20 protein-coding genes are annotated in these 26,631 nt (G+C 60.8%); 3 read left to right on the plus strand and 17 right to left on the minus strand.

The genetic code is table 11. The features are described from left to right. Positions 1-20 precede the first annotated feature (20 nt). On the plus strand, positions 21-1,439 hold the full coding sequence (locus ACG33_RS11715) for a cbb3-type cytochrome c oxidase subunit I (protein ID WP_168160080.1): 1,419 nt from the start codon (positions 21-23) through the stop codon (positions 1,437-1,439). A 3-nt stretch (positions 1,440-1,442) separates the two neighbouring features. After that, positions 1,443-2,234, plus strand: a complete 792-nt coding sequence (locus ACG33_RS11720; protein ID WP_066921406.1) for a thioredoxin domain-containing protein — start codon at positions 1,443-1,445, stop codon at positions 2,232-2,234. Here the strand turns inward: ACG33_RS11720 and ACG33_RS11725 are convergent. Continuing rightward, a complete protein-coding gene (locus ACG33_RS11725) occupies positions 2,223-3,707 on the minus strand; it encodes a BTAD domain-containing putative transcriptional regulator (protein WP_066921408.1) in 1,485 nt (494 codons plus the stop codon). The two genes, ACG33_RS11720 and ACG33_RS11725, sit on opposite strands and share 12 nt — an antisense overlap. Before the next feature lie 185 nt (positions 3,708-3,892). Here ACG33_RS11725 and ACG33_RS11730 point away from each other — a divergent pair, with 185 nt between their 5' ends. Continuing rightward, the gene (locus ACG33_RS11730) at positions 3,893-5,323 is read left to right on the plus strand and encodes an NAD-dependent succinate-semialdehyde dehydrogenase (protein WP_066921410.1); all 1,431 of its coding nucleotides are present in this window, start codon (positions 3,893-3,895) and stop codon (positions 5,321-5,323) included. 161 nt (positions 5,324-5,484) lie between these two features. On the opposite strand, the gene ACG33_RS11735 is transcribed toward ACG33_RS11730, so the two are convergent. From ACG33_RS11735 to ACG33_RS11810, 16 genes are all read right to left on the minus strand, one after another. Continuing rightward, on the minus strand, positions 5,485-6,273 hold the full coding sequence (locus ACG33_RS11735) for an SDR family NAD(P)-dependent oxidoreductase (protein WP_066921413.1): 789 nt from the start codon (positions 6,271-6,273) through the stop codon (positions 5,485-5,487). A 37-nt stretch (positions 6,274-6,310) separates the two neighbouring features. Further along, positions 6,311-6,718: a carboxymuconolactone decarboxylase family protein gene (locus tag ACG33_RS11740; RefSeq protein WP_066921414.1), complete on the minus strand. Its 408-nt coding sequence runs from the start codon at positions 6,716-6,718 to the stop codon at positions 6,311-6,313. A 46-nt stretch (positions 6,719-6,764) separates the two neighbouring features. After that, entirely contained in the window at positions 6,765-8,423 is a 1,659-nt protein-coding gene (locus tag ACG33_RS11745; RefSeq protein ID WP_066921416.1) for a class I adenylate-forming enzyme family protein, read from the minus strand. 326 nt (positions 8,424-8,749) lie between these two features. Then, positions 8,750-9,544 carry an enoyl-CoA hydratase/isomerase family protein gene (locus tag ACG33_RS11750; protein ID WP_066923323.1) on the minus strand — a complete coding sequence of 265 codons (795 nt, stop codon included), beginning with the start codon at positions 9,542-9,544 and terminating at the stop codon, positions 8,750-8,752. A gap of 63 nt (positions 9,545-9,607) precedes the next feature. Further along, the gene (locus ACG33_RS11755; protein ID WP_066921418.1) at positions 9,608-10,063 is read right to left on the minus strand and encodes a Zn-ribbon domain-containing OB-fold protein; all 456 of its coding nucleotides are present in this window, start codon (positions 10,061-10,063) and stop codon (positions 9,608-9,610) included. Between the two features lie 9 nt (positions 10,064-10,072). Next, positions 10,073-11,215, minus strand: a complete 1,143-nt coding sequence (locus tag ACG33_RS11760) for a thiolase C-terminal domain-containing protein (protein ID WP_066921419.1) — start codon at positions 11,213-11,215, stop codon at positions 10,073-10,075. Between the two features lie 42 nt (positions 11,216-11,257). After that, entirely contained in the window at positions 11,258-12,148 is an 891-nt protein-coding gene (locus ACG33_RS11765) for an enoyl-CoA hydratase-related protein (protein WP_066921420.1), read from the minus strand. Between the two features lie 323 nt (positions 12,149-12,471). After that, a complete protein-coding gene (locus ACG33_RS11770) occupies positions 12,472-13,464 on the minus strand; it encodes an LLM class flavin-dependent oxidoreductase (protein ID WP_066921422.1) in 993 nt (330 codons plus the stop codon). Between the two features lie 141 nt (positions 13,465-13,605). Further along, a complete protein-coding gene (locus ACG33_RS11775) occupies positions 13,606-16,017 on the minus strand; it encodes a TonB-dependent receptor (protein WP_168160081.1) in 2,412 nt (803 codons plus the stop codon). A 591-nt stretch (positions 16,018-16,608) separates the two neighbouring features. Further along, entirely contained in the window at positions 16,609-17,454 is an 846-nt protein-coding gene (locus ACG33_RS11780; RefSeq protein WP_210399048.1) for an IclR family transcriptional regulator, read from the minus strand. 169 nt (positions 17,455-17,623) lie between these two features. Then, positions 17,624-18,139 (minus strand): nitroreductase family deazaflavin-dependent oxidoreductase, encoded by a 516-nt coding sequence (locus ACG33_RS11785; RefSeq protein ID WP_066921428.1) that lies wholly within the window; start codon positions 18,137-18,139, stop codon positions 17,624-17,626. 88 nt (positions 18,140-18,227) lie between these two features. Next, on the minus strand, positions 18,228-20,228 hold the full coding sequence (locus ACG33_RS11790; RefSeq protein ID WP_066921430.1) for an oxidoreductase: 2,001 nt from the start codon (positions 20,226-20,228) through the stop codon (positions 18,228-18,230). Positions 20,229-20,262: 34 nt separating this feature from the next. Beyond that, complete coding sequence (locus tag ACG33_RS11795) at positions 20,263-21,183, minus strand: acyl-CoA dehydrogenase family protein (protein WP_157071778.1); 921 nt, start codon at positions 21,181-21,183, stop codon at positions 20,263-20,265. Next, a complete protein-coding gene (locus tag ACG33_RS11800; protein ID WP_066921435.1) occupies positions 21,183-22,331 on the minus strand; it encodes an acyl-CoA dehydrogenase family protein in 1,149 nt (382 codons plus the stop codon). Before ACG33_RS11800 ends, ACG33_RS11795 begins: the two co-directional genes overlap by 1 nt. A 62-nt stretch (positions 22,332-22,393) precedes the next feature. Next, the gene (locus tag ACG33_RS11805; RefSeq protein WP_066921437.1) at positions 22,394-24,271 is read right to left on the minus strand and encodes an AMP-binding protein; all 1,878 of its coding nucleotides are present in this window, start codon (positions 24,269-24,271) and stop codon (positions 22,394-22,396) included. Next, positions 24,268-26,562, minus strand: coding sequence for an acyl-CoA dehydrogenase (locus ACG33_RS11810; RefSeq protein ID WP_168160082.1), 2,295 nt, complete (start codon positions 26,560-26,562; stop codon positions 24,268-24,270). Before ACG33_RS11810 ends, ACG33_RS11805 begins: the two co-directional genes overlap by 4 nt. Positions 26,563-26,631: the final 69 nt, after the last annotated feature.

The raw sequence follows: 26,631 nt of genomic DNA on the forward strand, positions 1-26,631 counted from the left end.
TGACACAGGAGACACAAATTATGCAAACCGCGAACCGCCAGATCTTGCGCTGGATGCCGGTGGTGTTCGTGCTGTTCCCGATCCTGATCCTGCTCGGAGCGTTCATGCGCTCGGTGCAAGGTGGCGTGCTGTCCGAATTCGAAAACTGGTTCTATCCGGTGATGACTCTGCACGGTGTCGGCATGGTCGGGCTGTGGTATGTCGCCGCGATGGCCATCGCCGCCGATCTGTTGACTCGTTATGTACGGCCCTCGCCGGCGGTCGCCAACCTCGCCCTGTGGGGCACCGTGCTCGGTGTGGTGTTGCTGCTGGCGAGCGTATTCCTGGGCCGATACGCAGCCGGCTGGTATTTCTTGTATCCACTGCCGTTCAAGGGCGAGTGGCCGGCCTGGTCGAACGTGGTGTTCCTGCTTTCGCTGACGGTGCTCGGCGCGGTCTGGCTGGTTTGGACCTTCGATCTATTGCGGGCGATCGCCAGCCGCTACTCGCTGCCGCAGGCGCTGGGCTGGCATTACATCGCCGGACGCAGCGAGCCGGCGGTGCCGGCAGCCGTGCTGATCATCACCATCAGCCTGATCTCCGGCGTGGCCGCATTGGTGTCGGCAGTGATCCTGATGGTGCTGTTCTTCCTCGAAATATTCACCGGCATCGCCAACGATCCGCTGTTGATGAAAAACCTGACCTTCTTTTTCGGTCATACCATCATCAATCTGGCAATGTACCTGGGTGTTGCCGCTGCCTACGAGATCCTGCCGCACTACGCCGGACGGCCGTGGAAAAACAACCGCGTGGTGGCAATCGCCTGGAACTGCGTGCTGCTGATCGTTCTGTTCGCCTACTTTCATCATTTATATATGGACTTTGTGCAGCCCGGTCCGCTGCAGTACATCGGCCAGATCGCTTCCTATGCAAGCGCGGTCCCCTCCACGATCGTCACACTGTTCGGCGCGCTGCTGCTGGTGTTCCACGCCCGCATGCGCTGGAATCTGACCTCGATCCTGCTGTTTCTGGGGCTGGCCGGTTGGGCCATCGGCGGCATCGGCGCGATGATCGATTCCACCATCAGCGTCAACGTGCGCCTGCACAACACACTGTGGGTACCGGCGCACTTCCATACCTACAATCTGGCAGGACTGGCATTCCTGGTGCTGGCCTACTTTCATCACGTGTGCCAGAACGCCACCGGGCTGCCGGAAAACCGCTTACTGCAACGCGCCTCGGCACTGACGATGACCCTCGGTGCCTATGGGGTGTTTTTGATGTTCTATCTCGCCGGCGCGTATTCGATACCGCGCCGTTTCGCCCTGTATCCGGCAGAATTGGCCCACGGCACCGGCTACGCCTTCTGGGGCATGCTGTGCGCCCTGTTGTTCCTGCTCGGCTTCCTGCTCTATCTAGGCGAAACCGGCCGCCGCTGGTGGCGGGCGCTCGCAGCTTAGATCGTGCGTCGCTTGATCCTGCTCCTGGTGCCGGGGTTGCTTGCCCTGGCCGTCATCCCGACCGCCACCCTGGCGGCGACGGAGATTGCACCCTTGCCCGCGACTGGAGCCGAAGCACGACTCGAGGGCAGACCGGTACCGGATATCCCCTTGCAGCTGGCCGATGGCCGTAAACGGATGCTGTCGGATCTGAGCCGGGAGCAGGCCTTGCTGGTGACCTTCTTTTATCGGCGATGTGCCGGCGTGTGCATGCCCTTCCTGGAATGGATCAACAACGCCATCATGGAAGTCGGCGGCCTGGGCAGCGACTACCAGGTATTGGCACTGAGCTTCGATGAAGCCGACACCGTCACCGATCTGCTCGCCCAGGCACGCGTCTTCGGATTGCTCGGCAACCGCGATTGGCACTTCGCGGTCACCGATCGGGCGGCGCTTGCCGGCATCACCGAGGCGCTGGACTTCTGGTACCGGCGTCAAGGCAGCTCGAACCAGTACGATCATGGGTCATTACTGGTGGCCATTCGTAACGGACGTGTGATCCGCGCACTCAGCGGCGGGCCGGGACAGACCCAGCGCCTGCGCGAACTGGTCTGGGAGCTGCGCGGTCGAGTCACGTCCTACTATGCAGTGGACAACCGGCCGATATTGCGTTGTCTCGATTTCGATCCGCGCACCGGTACGCCGCGGCTGGACTGGGGCATGCTGCTGCTGGTCACCCCGGCGTTGGCTTCATTGGCGGCGGCGATAAGCGTATTCCGCCCGCGCCGGCATCGCTCCGGAATCCTACGGTCCTGATCGGATTGCATGCATGCTCGGCAGACGCCTCTGTTCGACGATCTTGCGTAGCAGTGCATCGTGCCAATCGCTGTCGAAGGCACTACGCTCGCGCGCCTCGGCCAAGGCTGCCAGCGCCGCGTCGACCCTGCCTTGACGTAGATACAGGTCCACCAGCAGGCGCAACGCCTCGCGATACCGGTCACGGAAGCGTTGCCTCGGCGCTTCGAAGGCGATGTCATCGGCATCGGCAAACAACTCGCCCCGGTACAGCGGCAGCGTCTGTTCCAGACAGCGGAGCGCCTCGGCCGAATCGCCTCGATGGGCGCAGCGGCGGGCTTCGTCCAACGCATCGGCGAATTGGAATGCATCCACCGCTCCCAGGATGTCGATGTCCAGCCGATAATGACCATGCCGATGCTGAATGAGACGCGCACCTGCATCAGGCAGCGTCTGTCGCAGGACACCGCGCAGGGCGTGTAGAGCGACGTGCAGACGATTGGCACCGGTGTCCGGATCGACTTCCGGCCACAGATACTCGATCAAGGTATCGCGCGACACTGCGGCGCCGCGCGCCAGAAGCAGATGGCGAAGCAGATCGAGCGCCTTACGCCGAGGAAAGCCGGCAACACCCAGCGTCCCGGTCTCAGCGACAATGGCGAATGCGCCCAGGCAACGTATCGTTACGGCGGCGGGCGAAAGCTGCGGCGCGCCGCAGGTCAGACGGGCAGCGGCCACCGCGATCGGACGTGCCGCCTCGAGCAGATGCAGGATCCAGTCGAGCGGGACGGCGCCCTTCCAGGCGAGCCCGAGATAACCGATGACCCGATCGCTTTCGATCAATGGAACGCCGACAAAGGTGCGGATACCTCGCTGCTTGACAGCCGCACGCTGAAAGCGACGATCCCCCTGAAAACACGTCGTGGACAGCGGCTTGCCGGTGGCGGTGATCCATCCCGGGTAGCCGATCCCGAGCGGCATCCGGGTGCGCTCCAGGAAGGCGGCGCGATCCTGGCCCACACAGCCGCGCAAGGCGACTTCCTGCTCTCCCGGACCGAGCAGGAACATCTCGCAGTCGTCGGCAGCGCAGGCTCGACGGATCGCCTCCAGCGTGTCCTCGAGCGAACCTTGCGCCAGACCTTCGGCCAGCGCCCCGCGCAACATCACCCATTCCAGCTGCGCGCTGCCGACAGGACCCTCGGCGATCAACGCCGGCGGCGACCACACCAACCAGCCGCAGCCCCCCGAAGGAGCGCGCAGACGCGCGCAGTGGCTCGTTGGCGAAGCATGCTCGTGATCGCCATCGAGGCAGGCCTGGCAGTTGGCATGCCCGGCCAGCAGCTGCCAGCAGGGCCGGCCCCTGGCCTGGATCTCCGGAATGTCCAGCGTACGGGCAATGGCCTCCGGCCAGACTTGGATCCGCATCTGTTCATCGATGACGAAATGCGGCCGAAAGCGCTCAGAACTTATCGCGATGGTAGGCAGATTTTGCATGAGGACCAGAAAGTCCGATATCGGTGTGCGGCAAGGGTACGCTTGCCGGGTGGTGAAGCAAGGATCCGGGACGTTAGCCGCTTCGCCGTCGGCAAATATCTCCTCATTGTCCGGGTACCTTGAGAAGATTTCACTGCCGGGTCTGCTTATACTACTCGAGGAAATTTCCGATTGGGCGATCGATCATGGCCATATCGAAGCGAGAAGCCTGTTTCATCGGCGGTGAGTGGGTTACATCGGATCAATGGATGGATGTGGATGATCCGGCGACCGGTCAAGTGATCGGCCGCGTTCCAAGACTCGGACGCCGGGAAACGCAGCAAGCCATCGCGATTGCAGCACGAGCGATGGGCGCCTGGGCCAATCTCACCGGCAAGGAACGCGCCCGAACGCTGCGGCGTTATTACGAACTCATTATCGACAATCAGGAATCGCTCGCCGCGCTCCTCACACAAGAGCAAGGCAAGCCGCTCACCGAGGCGCTTGCGGAAATCATCTATGCAGCAAGTTTTATCGAATGGTTCTCGGAAGAGGCCAAGCGCGTCTACGGCGATGTCATTCCGGGTCATGCACCCGACAAGCGTATCATTGTCCTGAAACAACCCATCGGTGTCGTCGCGGCGATCACCCCGTGGAATTTTCCTGCAGCCATGATCACTCGCAAGATCGGGCCGGCACTTGCCGCAGGTTGTTCCGTCATCGTCAAACCCGCCGCTCAAACGCCGTTCACCGCCTTGGCGCTCGCCGAGTTAGGCGCCCAGGCGGGTTTACCCAACGGAGTTCTCAATGTTCTGACCGGCGGTGCCGCTGAAATCGGCGGCGCGCTGACGGCGAGCGAGACCGTGCGCAAACTGTCGTTCACCGGCTCTACCGAGGTCGGCGCCAAGCTGTATGCGCAATGCGCACCCACCATCAAGAAGCTCAGTCTGGAACTGGGCGGAAATGCACCTTTCATCGTCTGCGACGATGCCGATCTAGACGCCGCGGTCACCGGGGCCATTCAGTCGAAGTTCCGTAACGCGGGACAAACCTGCGTCTGTGCCAATCGTATTTATGCGCACGAGAAGATCCATGACGCTTTCATCGAAAAGCTTGCTGTCGCCGTCTCGGCTTTGCACGTGGCACCAGGCTGCGAACCAGGCTCGCACATCGGACCGCTGATCGACGAGCGCGCCGTTCAGAAGGTCCGCGAACATATCGAAGACGCGGTGCAAAAAGGCGCAAGAATCGTCACCGGTGGTGCGCCTCATGCGCGCGGCGGCCGATTCTTTACGCCCACGGTGATCGCAGAGGTCAACCAGGACATGATTGTGAGCCGGGAAGAAACCTTCGGTCCGTTGGCTCCGGTGTTCCGCTTTCGCGACGACGCCGAGGCGATCACCCAGGCAAACGCCACGCCGTTCGGGCTGGCGGCCTACTTTTATGCGCGCGATCTCGGGCGTGTCTGGCGTATTGCCGAGCAGCTCGAAGCAGGCATCATCGGTGTCAACACCGGCCTGATTTCCACCGAACTGGCTCCCTTCGGCGGAGTCAAGGCCTCAGGGCTCGGGCGCGAAGGATCGAAATACGGAATGGATGATTTCCTTGAGATCAAATACGTCTGTATGGGCATCTGATCATCGTGTTGCAGCCGCCAGGAAACCTGTCATCCAAGGCTGGGATGACCATCGTCATCACACAGGAGACATGTAACCGCACCTTGACCGGCCGAATACCGGCCAATCATGATGCGAACCGATGGAGCTGATATCTCGTCGCGCAGCGCCGAGTTCACGGATTACGCAGGATTTCTGCTCGGCCGAATGCTCACCACGTTCGCCACACCACCGTCGACATTCAAAATGTGACCGGTAACATAACTTGCGGCATCCGAAGCCAAAAAGATCGCAGCACCGCAAATCTCTTCCGGACGGCCGAAGCGATCGAGAGCGATTGCGTTCACGAACGCCTGCATGAGCGGGGTATCGTCGGCCACCCGCTCTATCATGTCGGTCATGAAGTAACCGGGAGCAATGGCGTTGCAGGTGATACCGTAGCGTCCAAGCTCACCAGCCAGCGACTTGGTGAGTCCCGCGATGCCGTGCTTGCTTGCGGCATAGGCCTGCATTCGTTCCCGGCCCAGCACCGAACAGTAGGACCCGACATTGATGATACGACCGGACTGCCGAGGAATCATCACCCGCGCCGCCTCGCGCGCCAGCAGATAGGCGGCGGTGAGATTCGTGTCGAGCGTGCGACGCCATAGCTCGAGGGTTGAATCCAACAGCTTGCTGGTGATGTACATCCCCGCATTGTTGAGCAGAATGTCCAGACGTCCGAAACGCTCGACGATCCGGGGAACCGCAGTGACGACCGCCTCCTCATCCAGCAGGTCGAAGGCGTCCACATGAGCCTGATGCCCCTCCCGGCGAAGCTCATCAGCGACTTCCTCCAGGCGCGCCGCATCGCGAGCCGTCAACACCACCGTCGCTCCGGCACGCGCCAAGGCCTGCGCCATGGCCTTGCCGAGTCCCCGCGAGGCGCCCGTCACGAGTGCAACCCTGCCGCTGAGTGAAAATAGATTCATCCGTTTCCTGATTCCAATGACTTGTGTTGCCTGGGAACTATGCGGCGGGCTCGGCTGCCCGATCCACCTGTTCGAACGCTTCGCACGCGTGACCAAAGGCCTCGATCGCGGCGGGAAAACCCGCATAGATCGCCACCTGAAAGATGATTTCGCATATCTCCTGTCGTGTCAGTCCCTGCTTCAGGCCACCGATGATGTACGCCTTCAACGATCCGGGTTTATTCAACGCAGCCAGCGCCGCAATGGAAATCATGGCTCGATACTTCAACTCCAGCCCCGGCCGTGACCAGACATCCCCGAGGACGGTCGACACCGAGAAGTGCCCCCAGTCCTTTTCGATCTCCGACGGATAATGAAACTGCGGCATGGCGCTCGAACCGACCGGGAAGACCTTCTCCAGCGCCGCCATCCCGCGTGCGAACCGATCTTCGGATGTTTCGGTCATGCTCTTTCTCCGCTTGCGTTGTATCGATCATCCTCAAATCCTCGGGTCACTGAACGGCACCCGTTCCGGAAAGCGCCGCCCGACCGGCCGCATCCTTCTGTAACGCAACCTTCTGGATCTTGCCCGTCGGAGTCATAGGCATCTCCTCGAGCCGAACGATCACCTCGGGATGCAGGTATTTCATCGCCTTGTGTTCGATAAGAAAATCGCTGATCTCTTCGACACCGACTTCCTGCCCGTCACGCGTGACGATGTAGGCGCATACGCGCTCGCCCAGCCGCTCATCAGGCATCCCGACCACGGCGGCCTGAACAATGGCCGGATGCTGACACAGCAGTTCCTCAATTTCCTTCGGATGGATCTTCGAGCCACCGCGATTGATGACCTCCCTGGCCCGCCCGACGAAGTGCAGATAGCCGTCTTCATCCACGTAACCAAGATCGCCGGTGTAGAACCAGCCTTCCGCATCGCGTGTCTCGGCGGTCTTCTCGGGCTGGTTGTGATAACCGACGAAGAGCGTCGGGCCGCGGAAACAGATCTCACCGATGGCGCCGGCCGGCTGCACTGCTGCGCGGTCGTTCTGATCGACGATCTTGAGTTCGGCGCCGAATATGGGCCGCCCCACGGTGCTGCGAATTCTTTCCTCAGGATCGTCCGGCACGGTGCGGGTGTGGATGATCGTCTCGCCCATGCCATAGGTGTTTGCGGACTTCACGCCCCATACGCGCCCCAACTCAGCGATCAATTCGGGCGAGCTGCGCGCACCACCGACCGCGACCGACTTGACTGACGAAGTGTCGTATTTGGTGAATTCAGGATGGTGCAACAGGCCGAAGAAATGCGCCGGCGTCCCCGACAGCTTCGTTACACGCTCTCGCTCGATCTGTGCCAGGATCTCAGTGGGACTGTAGCGGTCGACGACCACCATGGGAAAGCCGGCCAGGTAGGTATAGTACATTTCGAAGTGGCCAAACGTGTGCGTCATGGGCGAACACGTCAGCATCACGGTGTCCGTCGGCATATGCTGAATGAGCCGCTTGTGCAACGAAATCACAGCATCGTGCACATGCAGGAATCCCTTGGGATTTCCCTCCGTGCCCGACGTGAAATTAAGGTAGAAGATATCATCCGCGGCAGTGGTGATGCCGGCGAGGCGTTGCGGGTTGCTGCGGCCGTCCTCGATCAGATCCTCCAAGGTCGACTCGCCCGCTGCCGTATCGGCCTCTCCCCTGGCAACCACCATCTTGCGCAGCGCGGGAAGCTGGGGCCGCAGCGAGCGCACCATGTCCGCGAAAGCAAAGTCCTTGTAGGTATCAGGGACGATAATCGCATCACTCCTGCAGAAAGCGAGAAGATTGGCCGTCTCGCGCTCGCGAAACACCGTGTGTATGGGTTGAATGACGGCGCCGATACGCGATAGCGCTATCTGCAGCAAGCAGAACTCGACCCAATTCGGCAACTGCACCGCCACGATATCACCCGGCCCGATGCCGGCTCCCAGGAGCCCGGCGGCCAGCGCAGTGGATTCGGCCTTGAACTCTGCAAGAGTGTAGCTTCGGTCCGCGGTGATCAGAACCGCCTTGTCCGGCTGCGAGGCTACCGTCCGGTCGAAACCCTGGTGCAGGGTCATATCCATCCACAGCCCGGCGTCACGCCAACGCTTGCGGTAGGCAGCGGAAAAGGCGGGAAAACTGTGCTTGGTCATCGAGCTCTCTCCGGGTGGCCAGCTCGTCGTGGCCGGGATTCCTATGCCGGCCGTTCCGCGACCCATCTTTACATCACCTGCGGGTTCATACCCGGTCAGGCTACGTTCAACTATCGGTCCATCGTTCGAATTACTAATATACAGCGATGGAATACGGCTGCCAAGTACGTTCTTGCTCCTCCACCATCGACGATATCGGTGTCCCGGGGAAGCTACGTTGCAAAATAAGTCGCTTCGGTCCGTCCGGATTGCATGGCGTAGCTAAGCTCCGCTCAGACGCGAATGCCTACCCCGCCGGGCGGCCTCCGCTGCCTCGTGGTGCACGACTACTCCCCGGTGAAGAGAGGCGGGCGCTTGTCGCGAAACGCATTCACGGCCTCCTGATGGTCCTTCGTCAGGTTCGACAGAGCCTCGTACGCGAACGAAGCATCGATCACCGCGTTGACGACCTCCTTGAGCCGGATGTTCACCGCCAACTTGGTCCACTGTACGGCCCGCGGTGCGCCGCTTGCCAGCCGCTGGGCGAATTCATCCACGACCTTGTCGAGATCTGCGGCGGGAACGGCGCGGTTGATCAGCCCGATGCTCGCAGCCTGCTCGCCCGTCAGCGTATCGCCGAGGAGCAGGTACTCCTTGGCGCGGGCATAGCCGATGAGTTGAGGCCATATGGCCGCGCCGCCATCCCCGGCGACATACCCGATCTTGACGTGCGGATCTGCGATCTTGGCATGGTCGGCCGCGATGATGAGGTCACAGAACAACGCGATGGTGGCACCGAGGCCGATCGCCGGGCCGTTGACCTTGGCGATGATCGGCTTGGGACAGTCGAGTATCGAATGAAGCAGTTGCTTGCCGGGAGCCATTCCCTCCAGAAAGATTTCCGGACGATCGATCATGCGCTGCATGTACTCGATGTCGCCGCCGGCGCTGAACGTACGTCCCGCACCGGTGATCACGAGCACGTTCGTCTCCGGATCCCGGGCCACGTCCGGAAACAGCCTCGCGAGCTCGCACTGCATCTCACCGTCCATCGAGTTCAGCGTGTCGGGCCGATTGAAGGTAGCGTATAAAACACGCCCGTCACGGCGGAATTCAATCGAACTGTAAGTGGAGAATTGCACGGTAAAATTTCCTTCGATTATCAGGAAAGATCGGGATTCCTCGAGACGCAATCCCTCCCGTACTCAGCGCCGCCGTATCCAGCGGATCAGCGTCACGTCATCGGTCACTGGCACAAAAACCGCCTGTACCGGTTCGCCGATCCGGATCGTCTCGGCGCTCACACCGTTGATCGGACCTGCCGGCTCGCTGACCAGATTTCCCACAAGCCGGATGGCAGGCTCTTCCTCGAGCTCGACTACGATGACGTTATAAGGCGCCAAGGGGTTGAACACGGGAAACAGCGGAGGATGCGGAACAATGAACGACCATATTCGACCTCTGCCGGAAAGCTCGCGCCATTGCTGCTGCCGGGAATGACAGGAGGGACACATGGGGCGCGGCGGGAAACGCAGTTTGCCGCAACTACCGCACGCCTCCATAACGACGACACCGCGTCTGGCACCCTGCCAGAACGGCGCATCGTGGTCATTCGTCGTGGGCAGCGGCCAGGATGCGATCATCTTTTCGTCGCCCGCCATGATGACTCCTCAGTTCCGGAGGATGAGTGCGCTGGTCGGCACGTCGTCACAACTCGTCACCAGGCAGACGTCGGCTCCCGGCACCTGATTCGCCGAACTGCCACGCATCTGCCGAACTCCCTCATTGATGAGATTGAACCCGTGCACATAGGCTTCGGACAGGCTGCCGCCGCTCGTATTGAGTGCAAGCCTTCCACCCGGATCGAGCGCGCCGTTTTCGGTGAATGCGGCGCCCTCGCCTCTGCCGCAGAAGCCGTATGCCTCGAAGGACAGCAGCACCATGGTCGTGAAGGCGTCATAAATCTGAGCGACTTTGATGTCGTCGGGCTTGAAATCGCTACCGCGCCAGAGCGCCTTTGCTGCTGCGTAGGAGGGTGTTCTGAAAGGAGTACCGCAATAGTCGTTCATGAACCCGGGATGAGGTGCAGATATGCCCTGCGCACCGGCATGGATATAGACCGGCCGGTGTCGGCAATCACGGGCACGCTCCGCCGAGACAATGACGCAGGCCAGCGCCCCGTCGGTCTCGAGGCAGTTATCGTACAGACACAGTGGCTCCGCAATCCATCGCGCGGCCATGTATTGCTCACGCGTCAGCGGTTTGGGGTACATCGCCGCCCGTGGATTGTTATTCGCCATGCGTCGGCATGTCAACGCAACGTTCGCGAGATGCTCGCGCGTCGCTCCGAACTCGTGCATATATCGACGCGTCAGTACAGCCAATTCGTCGGCCGGACGCACCAGACCATAAGGCCGCGTGTACTTGTATCCATCGTACAAACGCTCCGCCGACGTCGCCCATACCCGCGGCCCGGAGCCTCGCTTGCGGGAACGCCAGGCTACGGCCACCTCCGCCTGCCCGCTCGCCACTGCCATGGCCAGATGCAATACCGTGCCGCACCCCGCCCCGCCTCCATACCCCACCTGCGAGAAAAACCGAATATCGCCAAAGCCGAGATTGCCGGCGATTTCGATCTCCTCCGTTCTTTCCATCGTATACGACGACAAGGCGTCCACTTCGGATGGGGCGATTCCCGCGTCCTCGAGCGCCGCGAGAATCGCCATCGATGCCAGTTCGCATTCACTGGCCTCCAGGCGCCTGGCAAAAGCGGTCTCTGCAATACCGACGATGGCAGCCTTGTCCTTGATCACCCGACCTCCCGAATACTTTTACGAATCGCCGGCACGAGGGCCCTAGTCCTTGTGCCGGCGGGCCTCGTATTCCTCACGAAGCTGCCGGCGCAGCTCGGCCTCACGCTTGCGGATGGTCCAGAATTCCGGCTTGCGTTTCTCGAGAAAGGCCGCACCGCCCTCCCGGCCCTCGGGCATATCGAAGAAGTCGGGGTACAGCTGTGCGGAAATGGTGCCGAATTCCTTGTAGCCGTCCATCTCCTGATCGAACGCGGCCTTCAGTATTTCGAGGCATCCCGGACTGACGGCCAGCAGTTCCTCACACCATCGGTCGACCTCCACTTCGAGCTGCTCCAGCGGAACGACGGTGTTCACGAGTCCCATTTCCAGCGCCTGCTCCGCCTTGTATTTGCGACAGAGCATCCATATCTCGCGAGCCTTCTTCGCCCCCACGACTTTGCTCAAGTAGGGAACGAAGGCTCCATCCGCCGGTGAGGACACGCGAGGTCCAGCCTGACCGAAGACCGAATTATCCGCGGCAATGGTGAAGTCGCAGCAGTAGACCATATGATTATGGCCGCCGATGCAGTAACCCTGGACCTGGGCAATGACCGGCTTGGACGACATCCGTACGAGACGATTGTGCGGATAGCGGTGATAGAAAACGCTGCGCAGTCCCCACTGCTCCCATTCCACATCACCCCCGACGCCGAAATGCCTGCCGCGTCCGGCCACCACGATCACGCCGATCGTCGCATCGTGATTGGCGTCGTAGAAGGCGCGAAACATCTCGTCGATGACATCCGGCGACATCGCATTCATTTTATCCGGCCGGTTGAACGAGATGCGCGCCACACCGCCGCCGAGATCGCGGTGGTGCTTTTTCTCGTAGGCAATGAATACGAAATTGTCCAGCCCGTGCCCGGTAACGGCACTCCAGTTGGTCCAGCTCATGCTCGCTCCTCCGATGACTGCCGGAACGAACGCTACTATTGAACGACGTTCGAGATTATGAATATCATGCAAGGCGTCACGGGTATTGTCAACGGATTTGCGGGTACATTGCCGCGTACCGCAAGTTTAGATTCGGCAGCGAGGCAGACATGAAGAATTTTCTCGAGCACATCGCGCTGCGGCCGGAAAGATTGTGCATCGAACAATGACCGCGGGTTTCCGGCAAGATGCCTCGTATGGAAGGTGGCTGCAGTTATTGCGGGAAAATCATTCAGAACAAGACATTCATCCGCGGCGAAGTCGATGTCCGCCGGTCATGTCTTTCAATTTCTGTTAGATTTCAGGCGCGGCAGAACCTTGGTGCAAAACAGTTCCAGGCTCTTCCAGCCGACATCGGGAGGCAGGCCACCGATCAGCGGCTGAACTGTCATCGTGTAGCCCCTCGCCTCGCATTTTTTTGCGAAGGCAACGCACTGATCGGGTGTGAGCACGTGAAACATGCCGGATCTCCGCACCGCATCATCATCCACAAGAGATTCGAACGGCGACGATGAATTCGACGCCTCTGCAGCCATGCGCGCGTAGGATGACACGACGTGGGCAGCGTGCGGCATGAGCTCCGCCCAACCCTTGTCCGGATCCTCCACGATATGCATGCACCACGCCCTGCTGAGAACGATCTTCTGCCCAGGCTCTCGTCCGAGCTTTCTGCACTCCGCATCGTAGACTGCAAAAAGTTCCGTTTTCAAAGGAAAGAAACCCGCACCGAAGCGTGCGGCACGTACCGCGCTGGCCTTGATGCCTCCTCCGACGAGCAGCGGCGGATGCGGCTTCTGCAACGGCAGCGGACGAATGAAAATCGGCCGTCCGTTCATCACAAACCGTTCTCCGGAAAGCGCTCGGATCAATATTTCCATGCCTTCATCGAGCAGCCGGCCGCGATCCGCAAGGGACACACCGAACATGGCAAATTCGGACGGCACATATCCCCCACCCACGAGGACATCGAGGCGACCGTCGCTCAAAAGATCGATAACCGCGATTTGTTCCGCTATCTTGACCGGATCGTGCAGCGGCAGGATCACTGCGTTCGGCATGAGCCGGGCGCGTTTTGTCCGCGCTGCAAGGGCGGCGAGAAAAAGAAGATTGCACGGCATGTAGCCATCTTCGGCACCGTGATGTTCACAAACGGATATCCTGCTGATGCCGTGTTCGTCGGCATAGGCCGCCATCTCGGGTGCTGCGGCATAAAGATCCCGCGGCGCCGCTCCGAAGGAGGGAGCGCGCATATCGAACATCAACATCGTATCGAGCATGTAGACCTCCCGCTTCGTCTACGGATCAGGCCCGAGTAACAATACGCCACGGCTGGATTCCGCCGCGGCGTATTTCCCTCGTTTCAAGCCTTTCGCATACACCGGAATATCCCATTCCCGCGCCTGATCTGTACGTCCGTGCTAGAACTCGTATGCCAACTCCAGGCCGTAGGTACGCGGCTCGCCGACGGCCGCGGCATTGTGGCCGAGCGCCGATGCCAGGGTCATGCCGCCCACGAAATAGGTCTTGTCCAGCAGATTCTTCCCGAACAGCGCCGCGGACAATCGGGTACCCATGATATTTGCCCACTGAAGACGTCCACTGACAACCCCATAGCCCGGCAATTCGGTATCCAGCGCCACGGAATCCGCCGCGTTCGAAAAATATTGGCTGGTCTGCGCATAGACTTCGCCCCTCAAGCTGATATCGCCTGTATTTTCGCTCGTCGGAAAATGGACCTGTGCGAAGAAGGTACCCGAAACCTCCGGTGTATCGCCCACCGGCCCGTACTTGTAGGCCGTCCCGAACAGCTCGACATTGCCGTCACTGAAGCTGGCGTGGGTGTATGCACCCGTAAGACCGAGTTGCAGCCAATCGGTCGGCATGATCGACGCTTCGAGCTCGAGCCCATAGACCTTGGCGGACGGAACATTCGCCGTCACCGCGATCGATGCCAGCCCGCCCGGACCGTCCGGATCCGGAAACTCGACGCGCTGTACATCCTGGATCCACTGATGATAGACAGCCAGGCTGAGGTTTGCAGGGCGCCCGAACAGGCTGCCACGTGACTTCAAGCCCGCCTCGATATCCTGAGTCTGCTCGGACTTGAAGATATTACCGCCTTGTTCGGCAGGCGCGTCGACCGGCGGCGCAGAGCCATTGAAGCCGCCACTGCGGAAGCTGCCTCGGGTCTTGATATATGCGAACAAGCTTGGTGTAGCCTGATATTCGAGGCCAAGCTCCCAACTCGGATCGCTGAACGAATTATGCTGGTCGGGCATGCCGTAGGTATATGTCGCGCGGGGCAGCTGCTTGATACGCACCTTCTCCCAGGTGTAGCGAATGCCTGCGGTGAGGCGCAGATTATCGATCCAGGATGAAACATCCCAGGTACCTTGCGCATAGAGGGCGCTGGTCTTGTTCTCGATACGGAAGGCATTCGTGACGGAACTCGGCAGCAGGACCGGACTCAAGTCGAAATAGGTCTGTGGCCAGATCGTATCGCCTTCCTCGCGCTGGAAATAGAAACCAACGATATAGTCCAGGCTGCCGCTATCCGTCCTGCCCTGGAGCTGCAATTCCTCGGAAATCGACTTGATCAGACTTTCGTTGCCGACTTCGCCGGTGTCCAGATTCGCCGTCAGGATGGTGATGAACGGCGCGCCGATCTGCGGCCTGTCGGAATCCGATTCCGAACGAGATGCGCCGAAAATATTTCTGATCTGAAGGTTATCGTTCACATCGAAACTGGTCGTATTGGACAACAGCCAGTCCTTACCGTCCTGCTTGGCGCCGAGAGGATAGTACGTGGAATAGGCGCCGTTTCGCCTTTGCTCCTCGATATACGCCAGGAGGCCGGGGGCGTAGGCATCCGGATGGGCGGCGAGATAGTTCGCCCATGCTCCTGGGGTAGCCACCACATCGTCCAGTGCCGGGCTGAACAACAGGCCGCTGGAGCAAGTGAGAACGAAACCATGATTGGTCGCGCCGCAGGGGTAGGCGCTGTAGGTATAGGATGCACCGGTATTGGTGCCGCCGATATCGGCATACTGGAAGACCGTGTCATTGGTCACGGTCTCGCTGGGCTTGATGGTGAGGGAGACTCGGCCGCTGGTACGGCTGAGTTCTCCCAGGTAGCTATTGTTCGCGCGGTTATGAATATAACCATCGCGGTCGACGATACTGAAGGCGGCACGCAGCAGGACGGTGTTGTCGACGATAGGGATATTGACCATACCTTCGATTTCACGCAGATCCAGATTTCCGACCCGTCCCCGGAAACGCGCTGCAAACTCGTTGGTCGGTTTTGCCGAGGTATACAGCACGGCACCGCCCGTCGTATTCCTGCCAAACAAGGTGCCCTGCGGCCCTTTCAGGACTTGAATCGATTCCAGATCATAGAATGATGATGCGCTGCCGATAGTCAACGGCACCTCATTCATATAGGCGATGACCGCCGACGGCGAACCGCTGAACGTGTCGGCGCTTTGTCCACGAATCGAGTAGGTAAGCGAATTGTTGCCCTGGGTCTGGCGAATGGTAAGTCCGGGAGCCACCAGTTGCAGATCGGAATCGCTGCGAATAGCACGCTCGATAAGTTGATCCTGGCCAAAGACGGCGATGGTGCCCGGAACACGTGCCAGATCTTCGCTGCGCCGGCGTGCGGTGACGATGACTTCCTCCACGCCTGCCCTGCTGTCAACGATGCTGGCACCAGATTCCTGTGCCGAGGCGCCGGACGGCACACCAAGCACCATCGTAATGAGCGCCGAGGAAGGACCGCCCACTGACAGCAGCCAATGACGACTCCGCTTTGCTGAATCGATAGACATTGCAGACATCCTCCGTATTACATTCAAGACATCACGATGGACGACTCCATGCTGCAACCCGGCGGAACTCTCACACCGGTTGGCACAGGATCGAATGCCTGCCGGAGGAAAGGCACGACGGGACATGACCGCGCGAAACTCATATCAGATTTCGCGTCCAATCATGCGGCGTAGAAGCCTTCGCTTCACCATAGTTATAATTATGAACGACGTTCCAACTTACGAACATCTTGCGTGATGCCGGGGGCGATGTCAACGGATTCATCGAAGCCGCTTGTATCTGCGGCAGCGCAGCAACGATCGAAATAAATCATTGCCTACCACTATCGCCGGCATGCAAAGAACTAGTGTTGTAGATAGATATGGCGCGGTGCGGATCGTGGCGCATCCCGCGCATCTTCGGCTCTGGAACGAAAGCTCACGAGAATTTTCGACGCTGGACGCAAACAGCATCGGAGCACCTCTATGGGCGCTTTGATCAAAGCGGTTCGATCATCGGATCAAGCAGATCTTTCGGCAGAATTACGCTGCGATGAGCATTGATACATCCACCGAAACCGATGCTACGGCAACCGTACAGAAACTACCGATCTATCCCACTTTTTTCACGGATGTCACTGCCGCCGATCTTGCCCGGGCATTGAGCCCCGATGCACGGCCGGCGACATCCCTGATGATCGGCGCCAACTCCGGAAACTTCGGCGGCAGACGTTCCACCGGCCCGCCGATCACGATTGCAGCCATGACCTTACCGTCAGCCCCCAGGATCGGGGCCGCAATCGCCGCCGATCCTGGGTAGGATTCATTGATGCTCATGGCGATACCGGATTCATGAACCTCGGCGATCGCCGCACGCAGAGCCTTCTGTGTACTCATCATTCCGGGGGCTCTGGCCTCGAATTTGACCGTGCGCAGATATTCCGCCTGATACTTCTCGCTCGAAAATGCAAGCAGGGTACGGCCTGCTGCCGTGCAATAGAGCGGAGCCATGCTGCCTATGGGAACCGAGAATCTGACTGGATGCTGGCTGTCGATGGCATCGACAAAGGTAACCGTATTGCGGACGGGATCGAGCACACCGATATATACCGACTCTCCGGACCGTTCAGCCAATTCCTCGAGATAAGGCCGGAGCGTACTCGAGAAATTCCAGACGGACATGATGCTCGCCGAGAGCCGGAAGATGGACGTCCCCAACCAGTAACGGCCGTCCTCGTAAGTCAGATAGCCCTCGGTGACGAGAGGCCGCAGCAGATTGAGCAAACTGCTTTTTGGAGACTTGAGAAGCGCGTTGAGTTCGGCAAGCGTCAACCCCTTCGAACTCTTCGCCAACACCTCGAAGAGCCCCAGAAGCCGGGTAAGAGAACGCGGTCCGGCTGCCGCCTGACGCGGGCGGCTCGACGTCTTCTTGCTCTTGACCACGCTGTTTCTTGCCACGACGCAACCCCACTAGATCCACTGTAAAGAAGCCAACCACAAACCCGGCGGCGCTGTCGCGGCCCTTCGGCTTCGCACAAGCTTCAGTATATGCCACCGCCTTCCAGGCCGAGCGATCGCAAGCGACTCTACCGTGGGGCGGATATCGGCCGTTTCGAGCCTGCAAATTTCATCGGGCGTCCTGTTTCGGCGTGAGAAGAAAGATCGGGAACGGCCTGTCCGTTCTATGCACGAACACTCCCCATAGCGGCATGGCCTTGATGAGGGATGGCCACAACTCGGCTCCTTCCTCAGGCGTCAACTGGCGCACGTCCGCTTCCCATTTTTGATCTTTGATCTGCACCCACGCCTCAGGCGTCTTTTTCAGGTTCTTCGCCCAATGAGGATCTTCAGCGGTGCCGCCCAGCGAGCCCACCAGCAGGTAACCATCACCGTGCTTGACGAAGTTCAAGGCGGTGGTCACCTGCTTCCCGGACTTGCGTCCCACCGTAGTCAGCAACAGGACCGGTGCGCCGCCCAGCTCGTAGCCTTCCTTGCCGCCCGTTGCCCGATAAAGTTTAACATGAGCCTTCGAGTCCTGCCGCATGCGCTCGGCAGACGCCACATTCTCCAGCATCACCTTCCAATCCGCCTCGGACATCCAATCCGGCTTGACGAGTTCATTCAATGGCTTTTCGTAGCTCATGGCACACGCTCTCCCCGGCCTGAAGGCCAATGACCATCGATGCGAAAGGATCCACTATCGACAGCGGACCCGATAAAAGTCGACTTGCTCAAATCGTCAGTCCGATGCGGGCGCCGTGCTGAGTCGCCTCCGCAATACGCCGCGGCGTCCAGGCGGCGCCTGCAATGTACAGCGGACAAATATTCGGCTCCTCGGCTCGCAGCTCTTCGTAGAGCCTACCATTCGGCACCGCGCCATAAACCAGCACCACCGTATCGAATCCTTCGATCCGATAGATTTTACCGCCGAAGGACGAAACGAAGACCAGTTCCCCGGACCGCACCTCGGCGAGGCGACGATTGGAGTGGACCATGATCTCGCGATGTTCCAGACGGCTCAGAACGGCGCCCATCGAATACCTGCCCGTCGCCAGGCCTACCGAGGGAGATTTGTGAAAAATCGTCACCTGCTTGCCACGCTCGGCCAGGTACTCTGCGACGTTGAGCGTTTCGAACCCATCCTCCTGTGACACAAGGGCGATGCGCTCCCCGGTATCGGCCTTGCCGAGCAGCACATCCCAACCCTGTACGACATGCTCCAAGTGAATGCCGGGAATACCCTCGGGCAGCCGCGGTAGTGCTCCCGTGGCGATGACCAGCGCTTCGGGCGCCAAGACCCTGATGGTCTCGCGATCCGCGCGCGTCTCCAGCCGCACCTCCACGCCAAGGCGGTCGAGAGCGTTTTCTTCGAAATAGACCTGGTCCTCAAAGGAGTCGCGTCCCGGAGCCTTGGCGGCAATGAGAAGTTGTCCGCCAAGGCGCTTGCCCTGCTCGAGCACCGTTACTCTATGGCCTCGCATCGCGGCGATGCGCGCCGCCTCGGCTCCTGCGACCCCGCCGCCGACCACCAGCAGGCGCTTCGGCTTGTCCGCCGGACGAAATTTTTCCCGCCATTCCAGCTCGTTGCCGACCACCGGATTGACCGAACAGGTGGGCTTGACGAGGCTGTCCGGCAGATCGCTGTCGTTCGCCTCCTGGATACACCGGTTGCAGCCGATGCAGCGGCGAATCTCCATCAACCGTCCTTCGCGGGCCTTGTTGGCGAACTCGGGATCGGCGATGCCGGCTCGCGCCATCCCGACCAGGTCGCAATAATTGCCTTTCAGCAACTCCTCTGCGACCACAGGATCGTTGATCCGACCCGCGAAAATGACCTTGATGCTCGAATCCAGGTCCGCCCTTGCCGCCCTGCCTACCTCGCGGTACTCGGCTGGACCGTAAAACGAGGGGGGCACATAGGAGTGCGGGCCCCAGGAGTGGCCGACATCGAGATTGACGTAGTTCAGCAGACCCGTCTCCGCGATCGTGTAGGTCATCTCGCGCATCTCGAGATGATCGTACCCGCCCTGGCGGAATTCCTGGCCGTTGAGCCGCACGCCCAGTGCGAGACCGGTGCCGATACGCTTGCGGACACGCTCCAGGATCTCGATGATGAAGCGGACGCGCTCGGCCGGGCCGCCCCCCCAGCGATCCGTGCGAAGATTGAGTGCGGGGGACATGAAGCTCTGCGGCAGACTGTCGTGCGAGCAATGAATCTCCACTCCATCTGCCCCGGTTGCCTTGGCTACGGCTGCGGCGTCGGCATAGATGTCGATATAGGCGTCTATTTCCCCCTCGGTCATGGCGTGCGGCACGAAGTCATTGGCTTCGCTCACCGGTACGGAGGAAGGCGCCAGCGCACAACTGAACAGCGAAAATTGGAATACCGCGACCGCTCCTGCCTTATGCACTTCCTCGACGTAGCGCGTCGCGCCTTCCAGGAAGGCCGGAGCCTGGTAAAGTGCCTCGCGAGTCGTGAACGACACGCGCCGCAATAAAAGCTCATCCGGCGCCTCCGGCGGCAGCGGTGAGTTCAGAAGCCAGGTCTCGCCGCCGATCCAGCCGGTGCCGCCGCGCGCCTTGCCCACGTGGTGGGCGATGAAGGCGTCATCCAGCAATCCGCCGGAACGGGATGCCCAGATTGAGTTGGTCGTCTCGACGATTCGATTGGGCACGCGCATCGGCCCGACCTGTAGCGGCGAGAAGAGATGCTCGAACTGTTGCTTGCTCATCGGCTCGCTCCCGGTTGCATATGATCAGTCTGCATCAACCCCGTCCGGCAGTGTGCGCACGGGTGACGGCCATGCCATGGGCAGCTGCTCCACCTATTTCTTTACACAGTGCGCGCAGGCGCATAGTCCATCGATGCAACGGAAACTCGCGGGTGTAACCGATCGCGCCGTGCATCTGGTGGGCCTCCTGGAAGACGAGTTCCGCCATGGTCGCCGCCACCGTGGCTGCGGCGGCGGCCATCTCGGGATCCGGTGCCCGCCAGGCGGCCTCATAAGTCAGGCAGCGTGCTTTCTCGACTTCCACTGCGACTCGTGCCGCGCGGTGCCGAATGGCCTGATTGGCTGCGATCGGCCGTCCGAATTGCTTGCGATCCTTGATGTACTGGATCGTATGATCGAATGCGGCCCCCGCTGCCCCTACGATTTCCGCTGCAAGACCGATTCGCCACAAGGCCAGACAGTCCGCTGCCGAGATCGCCAAAGGCCGCCCCTTGGCGCGTACACGGATGCGGCCGACCGGATAGCCCCAGGCGGCACCGGCGCCGCGCACCTCGCAATCTGCAATATCGACCACCGCAACGACGTTGCGCTCCTCGTCGATGGTCACGATCCCCCGCGCGCTGTCGGCAAATCGCGTGAGTTCCTCGATACCTACCCTGCAAGGAACGAGCGGCCAGATATCGCTGCCCAGCGAAGGCCAAAGCACCGTTCGCCAGCCGATGGGAAGGACCGAAATCTCCCGGGTCACCAGCTCCGTCAGCAGCACCGCATCAAGATACGAGCCGCCCGCGGCGGCGATATCCAGGAAACCCGCATCCGCGAGTTCGTGTTCGAGTTGCAGGTCGTACTGCGGATCGAGTTTCAGGGTACGGGTATCGGTTCCGCGATGCCTCGCCAGCAAGGTCCGAACGGAATCGAGAACGGCTTGCTGCGTTTCATTCAGGGTCGTATCCATCACGCGCCCCCTGTTAGGCCGAGCGCCCGTTTCGCAATGATGCCGAGGTTGACCTCGATGGAACCCGTCGCATGTCCGGAGGGCAAGGCACTTTTGAGCGCCTCATCTGCAAGAGAACCGGCCTGCAGCGCATCGGGTGAAAGTTCGAAAATCACATCCACCGCGAACTGTTCCGCCCAGTTCGATGCCAGGCGGGCCAGGTTCGCCTCCGGTCCCGGAGGCAGGGACCGGGCGCGCGCATCGATGACGCGATAGGCGATCGCCCGAGCTGCATGGCACGCAGCGATGGCGCGGCCTACCTTCTCCGCTACTGCGGGCGTCGATAACTCGCCTGATCCATGCAGACGCGCGATGAGTTCGTCCAGGAGCCGCAGGGCCCGCGCGAAGCGAGCCATGCCGATGCGCTCGAAAGCGAGCGCATCCATGGCGACCTTCCAGCCTTCTCCCTGCGGCCCCAGCCGCGATGAGACAGGCACCCGAAGATCATCGAAAAACAGTTCGCAAAACCCATGATCCATCAGGTTTGGAATCGGCCTGACGGTGAGGCCAGGCAGATTCATGGGAACAAGCAGCACACTCAAGCCTGCCGGTCCGCGTGATGCCGGATCGGTACGCACGACCAGGAAACAGAAATCAGCCGTCAGGGCATAGCTCGTCCACACCTTCTGACCGTTGATGAGATAATCCTCGCCGTCGCGGCTGGCCGAGGTTCTGAGAGCGGCAAGATCAGAGCCTGCATCCGGCTCGGAGAATCCCTGGCAGAACTGTATCTCGCCGCGGGACATCCCCCCAAGAAAATGGGTCTTCTGCTCAGGTGTGCCATAACGCATGATCGCCGGACCGATCCAGTTGACGTTCATATATTGTTGACCGCGTGGGTCGCCGTACGCGGACAGCACTTCACTCAGTGCGAATAACTCCCAGGCTCCAGCGTTCCTGCCACCATGCTCCGTCGGCCAATGGGGAGTCAGATAGCCGTGTTTGGCAAGTTTGGCGCAGAACTCTCGGCAAAATTCGTGGTGCGGCGTCCCTGCTGCCGCCGTGAGCGTATTCACCCCGATGTCCCACCAGGGAGGCAGCTCCCTATCGAGGAAGACGGAAATCTCATTGCGAAAAGCCAGTGCCTCTTCAGGCCAACCGAACTCCATGGACATTTTCCTCCAGGCTCGCACCCGCACCGCATTTCGCTGACTGCCGCGGACTTCGCAACTCAGCTGCCATTGGAACCCTTCCACCGGATCACACGCGGCACGACGGGCTCCTGGAACAGCGCTTCGACCGCGGCGGCGCGCCGGCGCAATACAGCAAGCGGACTGACCGACTGCTTGGCTGTCAATTCTCCGCTATCGATCGTGGGCGGCTCCGGCTCCAACATCAGCCGCACGATACGGCCGGCACTGCCCTGATCCGCGTTCAATGCTCCAAGACGCTGCTCGAAAGTCCCGCGCACAGCTACGCTGGCTACGATGCGGTCCGGGTCAGCTCCATCCGGCAGGGACGGATCGAGTGTGCGGCAGACATCCAGGTTCGGAAACACGAGCGCGCCAACCTCGCTTTGCCCCTCGCCGACGATGACGACATCGCGAGCCAATGCCGCAAAGGCCGCGAGCGCTTTCAGGCGCAGGGTTTCGGTATTGACCCAGGTGCCGGTGATGAGTTTGAAATTCTCCGCCAACCGACCTTCGAGGCGCAGCCGTAAATCGCCACCGGGCAGATCGACGAAGCTCGCGGCGTCTCCCAGTCGAAAAAAACCCTCTTCGTCGAAGGCACGCTCGTTGAGTTCCGGCTGCCGCCAGTATCCCGGCGTCACGCTCGGCCCCTTGAAGCGCAGCTCCAGCTTGTCATCGACCGGCGCAAGCTTCACCTCCATGCCAGGCACGGGCACGCCCATGATCGGCTCGCAGCCAGGATCGCGCATGGTGACCAGCGCACACGGTCCGCACTCGGTCGACCCGCCGATGGAGATATACGACACCTCGCCGCCAGCCTGATGTGTGACTTCGTCGAAGCCGCGGCGCACGTGAGGAGGACAAAGTGCGCCGCCGTAGTTCATCACCCTCAGCCGGCTGAAGAAATTCTTCCGCAGCGGTTCGTCGCTCGACAGATGGGGCAACAGCGCCGCCATCCCGCCCGGCGTGCTGCCATAGAATGTCGGTGCAATCTCGCGCAGCGCCTGAAGCGTTCCGTCGATTCGACCGGGCACCGGCTGGCCCGGATCGATGTAGAAGGAGCCACCGCCCGTCAATGCAATACCCACGCAGAATGTGCCGCCGAAGGTGTGATGCCAGGGCAGCCAGTCCACCAGCACGGGCGGTTGGGCATAGATCGCGGGAAGTGTCTGAATGAGCTGCTGCCGGTTGCAGCAGATCATCTCGTGCGTGAAGATCACGCCCTTGGGCCTCCCGGTCGTGCCCGAGGTGAAAAGCACCTTGACCGGCTGATTCGGGCTGATGGCTTCATAGGCGCGCTCGACAGCCGCTGTCGGCTCCGTGCGCAACAGCGCGTCCAGGGGTGTTGCATCGTCACCGTCGCATTGTCCAGTTACCCACTCAACCTGGGGAAATGCTGCCTTGACTGCGCGACGATAGGCGACGCTGCTGGACGCATACACCAGGCCTGGCCGGCACAGTGCCGCGAGCCACTTCAGCTGATCATGATCCTTCGCCTGTAGTGAATAGGCGGGCGCGACCGGGATATAGGGCACTCCGACATGTGAGCAAGCGAGCGCAAGCAGCTGATTCTCGATCTGGTTCTCCGAAAGGATCATCACCGGACGTTCGACCGACAATCTCCGATCAAGCAATGCTTGACCGAGCGAGCGCACGGCCGCCAGCGTCATGCCGTAGGTCCACTCCTCCCAGGCATGCTCACGGATCACTTCCCGCGGCCGCTGCGCGATGAATACGCGGTCCGGTACCTCGCGCGCCCAGCGCAGGAGCAGTTCGGTACAGCGATGCGGATAGGCTTCCAGTGGAATGTTGCGGCGTATTAGAAAGGATCCGTCGGCACGGCTTTCGACCTTGCAGCTCTCATCGACCGGCAGCAGTCGATCATGGAGCCGCGGCTTCGCTTCGCCGTGCGTGTTCATTGGGGCAAGCCCAGCACCGCCTTGGCGACGATATTGCGCTGGATATCGTTGGTGCCTGCATAAATCGCCGCGGGGCGCGCCAGGAAATATTGTTTCGCGACATGAATCGAAGTACCGTCGGCCAACGGCTCCTGTTCATCGAGGACGGCACTCTCGCCGCCGATATCGAGCATCATGTCTGCGATCCGCTGGAAGGTCTCGCTGATCCAGATCTTGAGGATGGAAACCTCGGGTCCGACCTCTCCGCCGCCTTCCAGCACGTTGACCACGCGCACGAAGGCCGCACCCAGATCGAGGACATCGAGCCGCAGTTTCTCGAAGCGGGTACGTGCCACCGGTTCATTCCACAGGCCGCGCGAGCGCAGAAGCCTGCCCAGGAGCTCGAGCGGATATCGGGCAAGCTTGGGGTGGCCGATCATGATCCGCTCCGTGCCGAGAACCGACTTTGCCATCGGCCAGGCACGATTCATTTCGCCGACCAGGTTCTCCTTGGGCACGCGCACATTGTCGAAGAACATCTCGCAGAAGCTGGTCTCGCCGCAGAGATTGACGATCGGCCGCACGGTGATGCCGGGCGTCTGCAGATCCACGAGAAGAATGCTCAGACCTTCATGCTTTTTTGCATGCGGATCGGTCCGGACCAATATGAAAGTTCCCTCGTAGTGATCGGCGTCGCTGGTCCAGATCTTTTGCCCGTTGACCACGAATTCGTTGCCCTCGAGCACCGCAGTAGTCCGCGCTGCGGCCACGTCCGACCCGGCGCCGGGCTCCGAATAGCCCTGAGCCCACAGCATCTCGCCGGAGAGGATCTTGGGCAGATACTTCTTGCGCTGACTATCCGTGCCGTAGCGGATCAGCAGCGGTCCGAGCATGTTCAGCGCCGCATTCGGTGTCAGAAAAATCCCGTAGCGATCAAACTCTTCCTGCAGCCTTACTTGATCGTGGGCCGAAAGCCCCATGCCACCGTATTCGGTCGGCCAGTTGGGCGCTCCCCAGCCCTTCTGATAGAGCTTGCGTAGCCACGGCCTCGCTTTCACCAGGTTGATGCGATAGGGTGGAAAGCGCCACTCGGGCGGAAAGTGAGACTCGGCAAAGGCACGAGCCTCCTGCTGTAATGGTGTCCGCACCTCGTCGGCATCCGCCTCTTGTGCGTTCGGATCGGCATCCACCAGTCTGCCGTAACGCCGGCGATGTACGGTGGCGTTCCCGAGCCACGCCGCCAACACCATGGCGCGCTTGAGAAACAAGCCGACGTTGCATTCATCGGTGTAGCCCATTCCACCGTAGATATGCACTGCACCCTTCGCTACCTGCAGCGCGGCGTCCGAGGCGCGTGCCTTGAGCTGGCTTGCCGCAAGCGCGCGCCGCCGGGGATCGGTGGAAGCATCGAATACCGCCGTGGTCTGGTGCAGTACGGCACGGGATACTTCGACCTGCATATACAGATCGACGGCGCGGTGCTGCAGCGCCTGAAAGCTGCCGATGGGCCGGTCGAACTGGCGCCGAACCTTCATGTATTCGACCGTCATGTCGAAGACACCGGACATCAGCCCGACGAGTTCCGCGCCGGCAGCGAGGCGAGCCTCGTCCAGCGCTAATTCCAGCGACTCCAGGGCCTGCGGACCGTTCGCGATAAGCGCCTCGGTTCCGAGCGGAACATCCTGTAACGCAACATCGCTCCACGTACCACCATCGACTCGTAAGTGCGGCGTGACGGTCACTCCCGCAGCCTCGCGGTCCACCAGATACAGTCCACAGCCATCGATGCCGCGTGCGGAGACAAGGAAGGCATCAGCCGATTCCGCGATCGGCACGAAACGCTTGCGGCCATGAAGAACATAGCCGCCGTTGCGCGCCTCGACGCGCGTCGCGATCGGCTCGACGGAATGCGGCTCGGCGCCCAGCTCCTGCCAAGCCAGCGTCGGCAGCCAGGTGCCCGCGGCCAGACGCTGCAGCCATTGCTTATTCGCATCATTGAGGCTGTGCGCCAAAACGCCGGCGGCCAGCACGCCGACCGCGACCAGCGGCTCCGGTGCAAGCGATCGTCCGTACTGTTCCAGGATGAGTGCGAGCTGACGGAAGTTGAGTTGGCTGCCGCCGCAAGTCGACGCTATCCGGCAGCCGACCCAGCCCATCGAGGCCATTTCGTTCCAGGCCTGCCGATCGAAGCTCGGCGTGGCACCCCGCAGGCCGCGCACTCGTTTGTATTCAGGATCACGCGCGCAATACGCGGCGGCGGCCTCTTCGATCATGCGATCATCATCGCTCATGCGGTCATCTTCTTCGCTCATGGCATCGCTCCGCATTCGAACAACGTGATTCGCACGGCCGGAGCCGAATGGCCGGCGTAGGATCCCGCA

Source organism: Steroidobacter denitrificans (genome assembly GCF_001579945.1).
GTDB lineage: Bacteria > Pseudomonadota > Gammaproteobacteria > Steroidobacterales > Steroidobacteraceae > Steroidobacter > Steroidobacter denitrificans.

Bases quoted from the DNA above. Each gene is read 5' to 3' on its own strand.
- ACG33_RS11715 (WP_168160080.1), top strand. From the start codon at position 21: ATGCAAACCGCGAACCGCCAGATCTTGCGCTGGATGCCGGTGGTGTTC.
- ACG33_RS11725 (WP_066921408.1), bottom strand. From the start codon at position 3,707: ATGCAAAATCTGCCTACCATCGCGATAAGTTCTGAGCGCTTTCGGCCG.
- ACG33_RS11730 (WP_066921410.1), top strand. From the start codon at position 3,893: ATGGCCATATCGAAGCGAGAAGCCTGTTTCATCGGCGGTGAGTGGGTT.
- ACG33_RS11735 (WP_066921413.1), bottom strand. From the start codon at position 6,273: ATGAATCTATTTTCACTCAGCGGCAGGGTTGCACTCGTGACGGGCGCC.
- ACG33_RS11740 (WP_066921414.1), bottom strand. From the start codon at position 6,718: ATGACCGAAACATCCGAAGATCGGTTCGCACGCGGGATGGCGGCGCTG.
- ACG33_RS11745 (WP_066921416.1), bottom strand. From the start codon at position 8,423: ATGACCAAGCACAGTTTTCCCGCCTTTTCCGCTGCCTACCGCAAGCGT.
- ACG33_RS11755 (WP_066921418.1), bottom strand. From the start codon at position 10,063: ATGGCGGGCGACGAAAAGATGATCGCATCCTGGCCGCTGCCCACGACG.
- ACG33_RS11765 (WP_066921420.1), bottom strand. From the start codon at position 12,148: ATGAGCTGGACCAACTGGAGTGCCGTTACCGGGCACGGGCTGGACAAT.
- ACG33_RS11770 (WP_066921422.1), bottom strand. From the start codon at position 13,464: ATGCTCGATACGATGTTGATGTTCGATATGCGCGCTCCCTCCTTCGGA.
- ACG33_RS11775 (WP_168160081.1), bottom strand. From the start codon at position 16,017: ATGTCTATCGATTCAGCAAAGCGGAGTCGTCATTGGCTGCTGTCAGTG.
- ACG33_RS11785 (WP_066921428.1), bottom strand. From the start codon at position 18,139: ATGAGCTACGAAAAGCCATTGAATGAACTCGTCAAGCCGGATTGGATG.
- ACG33_RS11790 (WP_066921430.1), bottom strand. From the start codon at position 20,228: ATGAGCAAGCAACAGTTCGAGCATCTCTTCTCGCCGCTACAGGTCGGG.
- ACG33_RS11795 (WP_157071778.1), bottom strand. From the start codon at position 21,183: ATGGATACGACCCTGAATGAAACGCAGCAAGCCGTTCTCGATTCCGTT.
- ACG33_RS11800 (WP_066921435.1), bottom strand. From the start codon at position 22,331: ATGGAGTTCGGTTGGCCTGAAGAGGCACTGGCTTTTCGCAATGAGATT.
- ACG33_RS11805 (WP_066921437.1), bottom strand. From the start codon at position 24,271: ATGAACACGCACGGCGAAGCGAAGCCGCGGCTCCATGATCGACTGCTG.
- ACG33_RS11810 (WP_168160082.1), bottom strand. From the start codon at position 26,562: ATGAGCGAAGAAGATGACCGCATGAGCGATGATGATCGCATGATCGAA.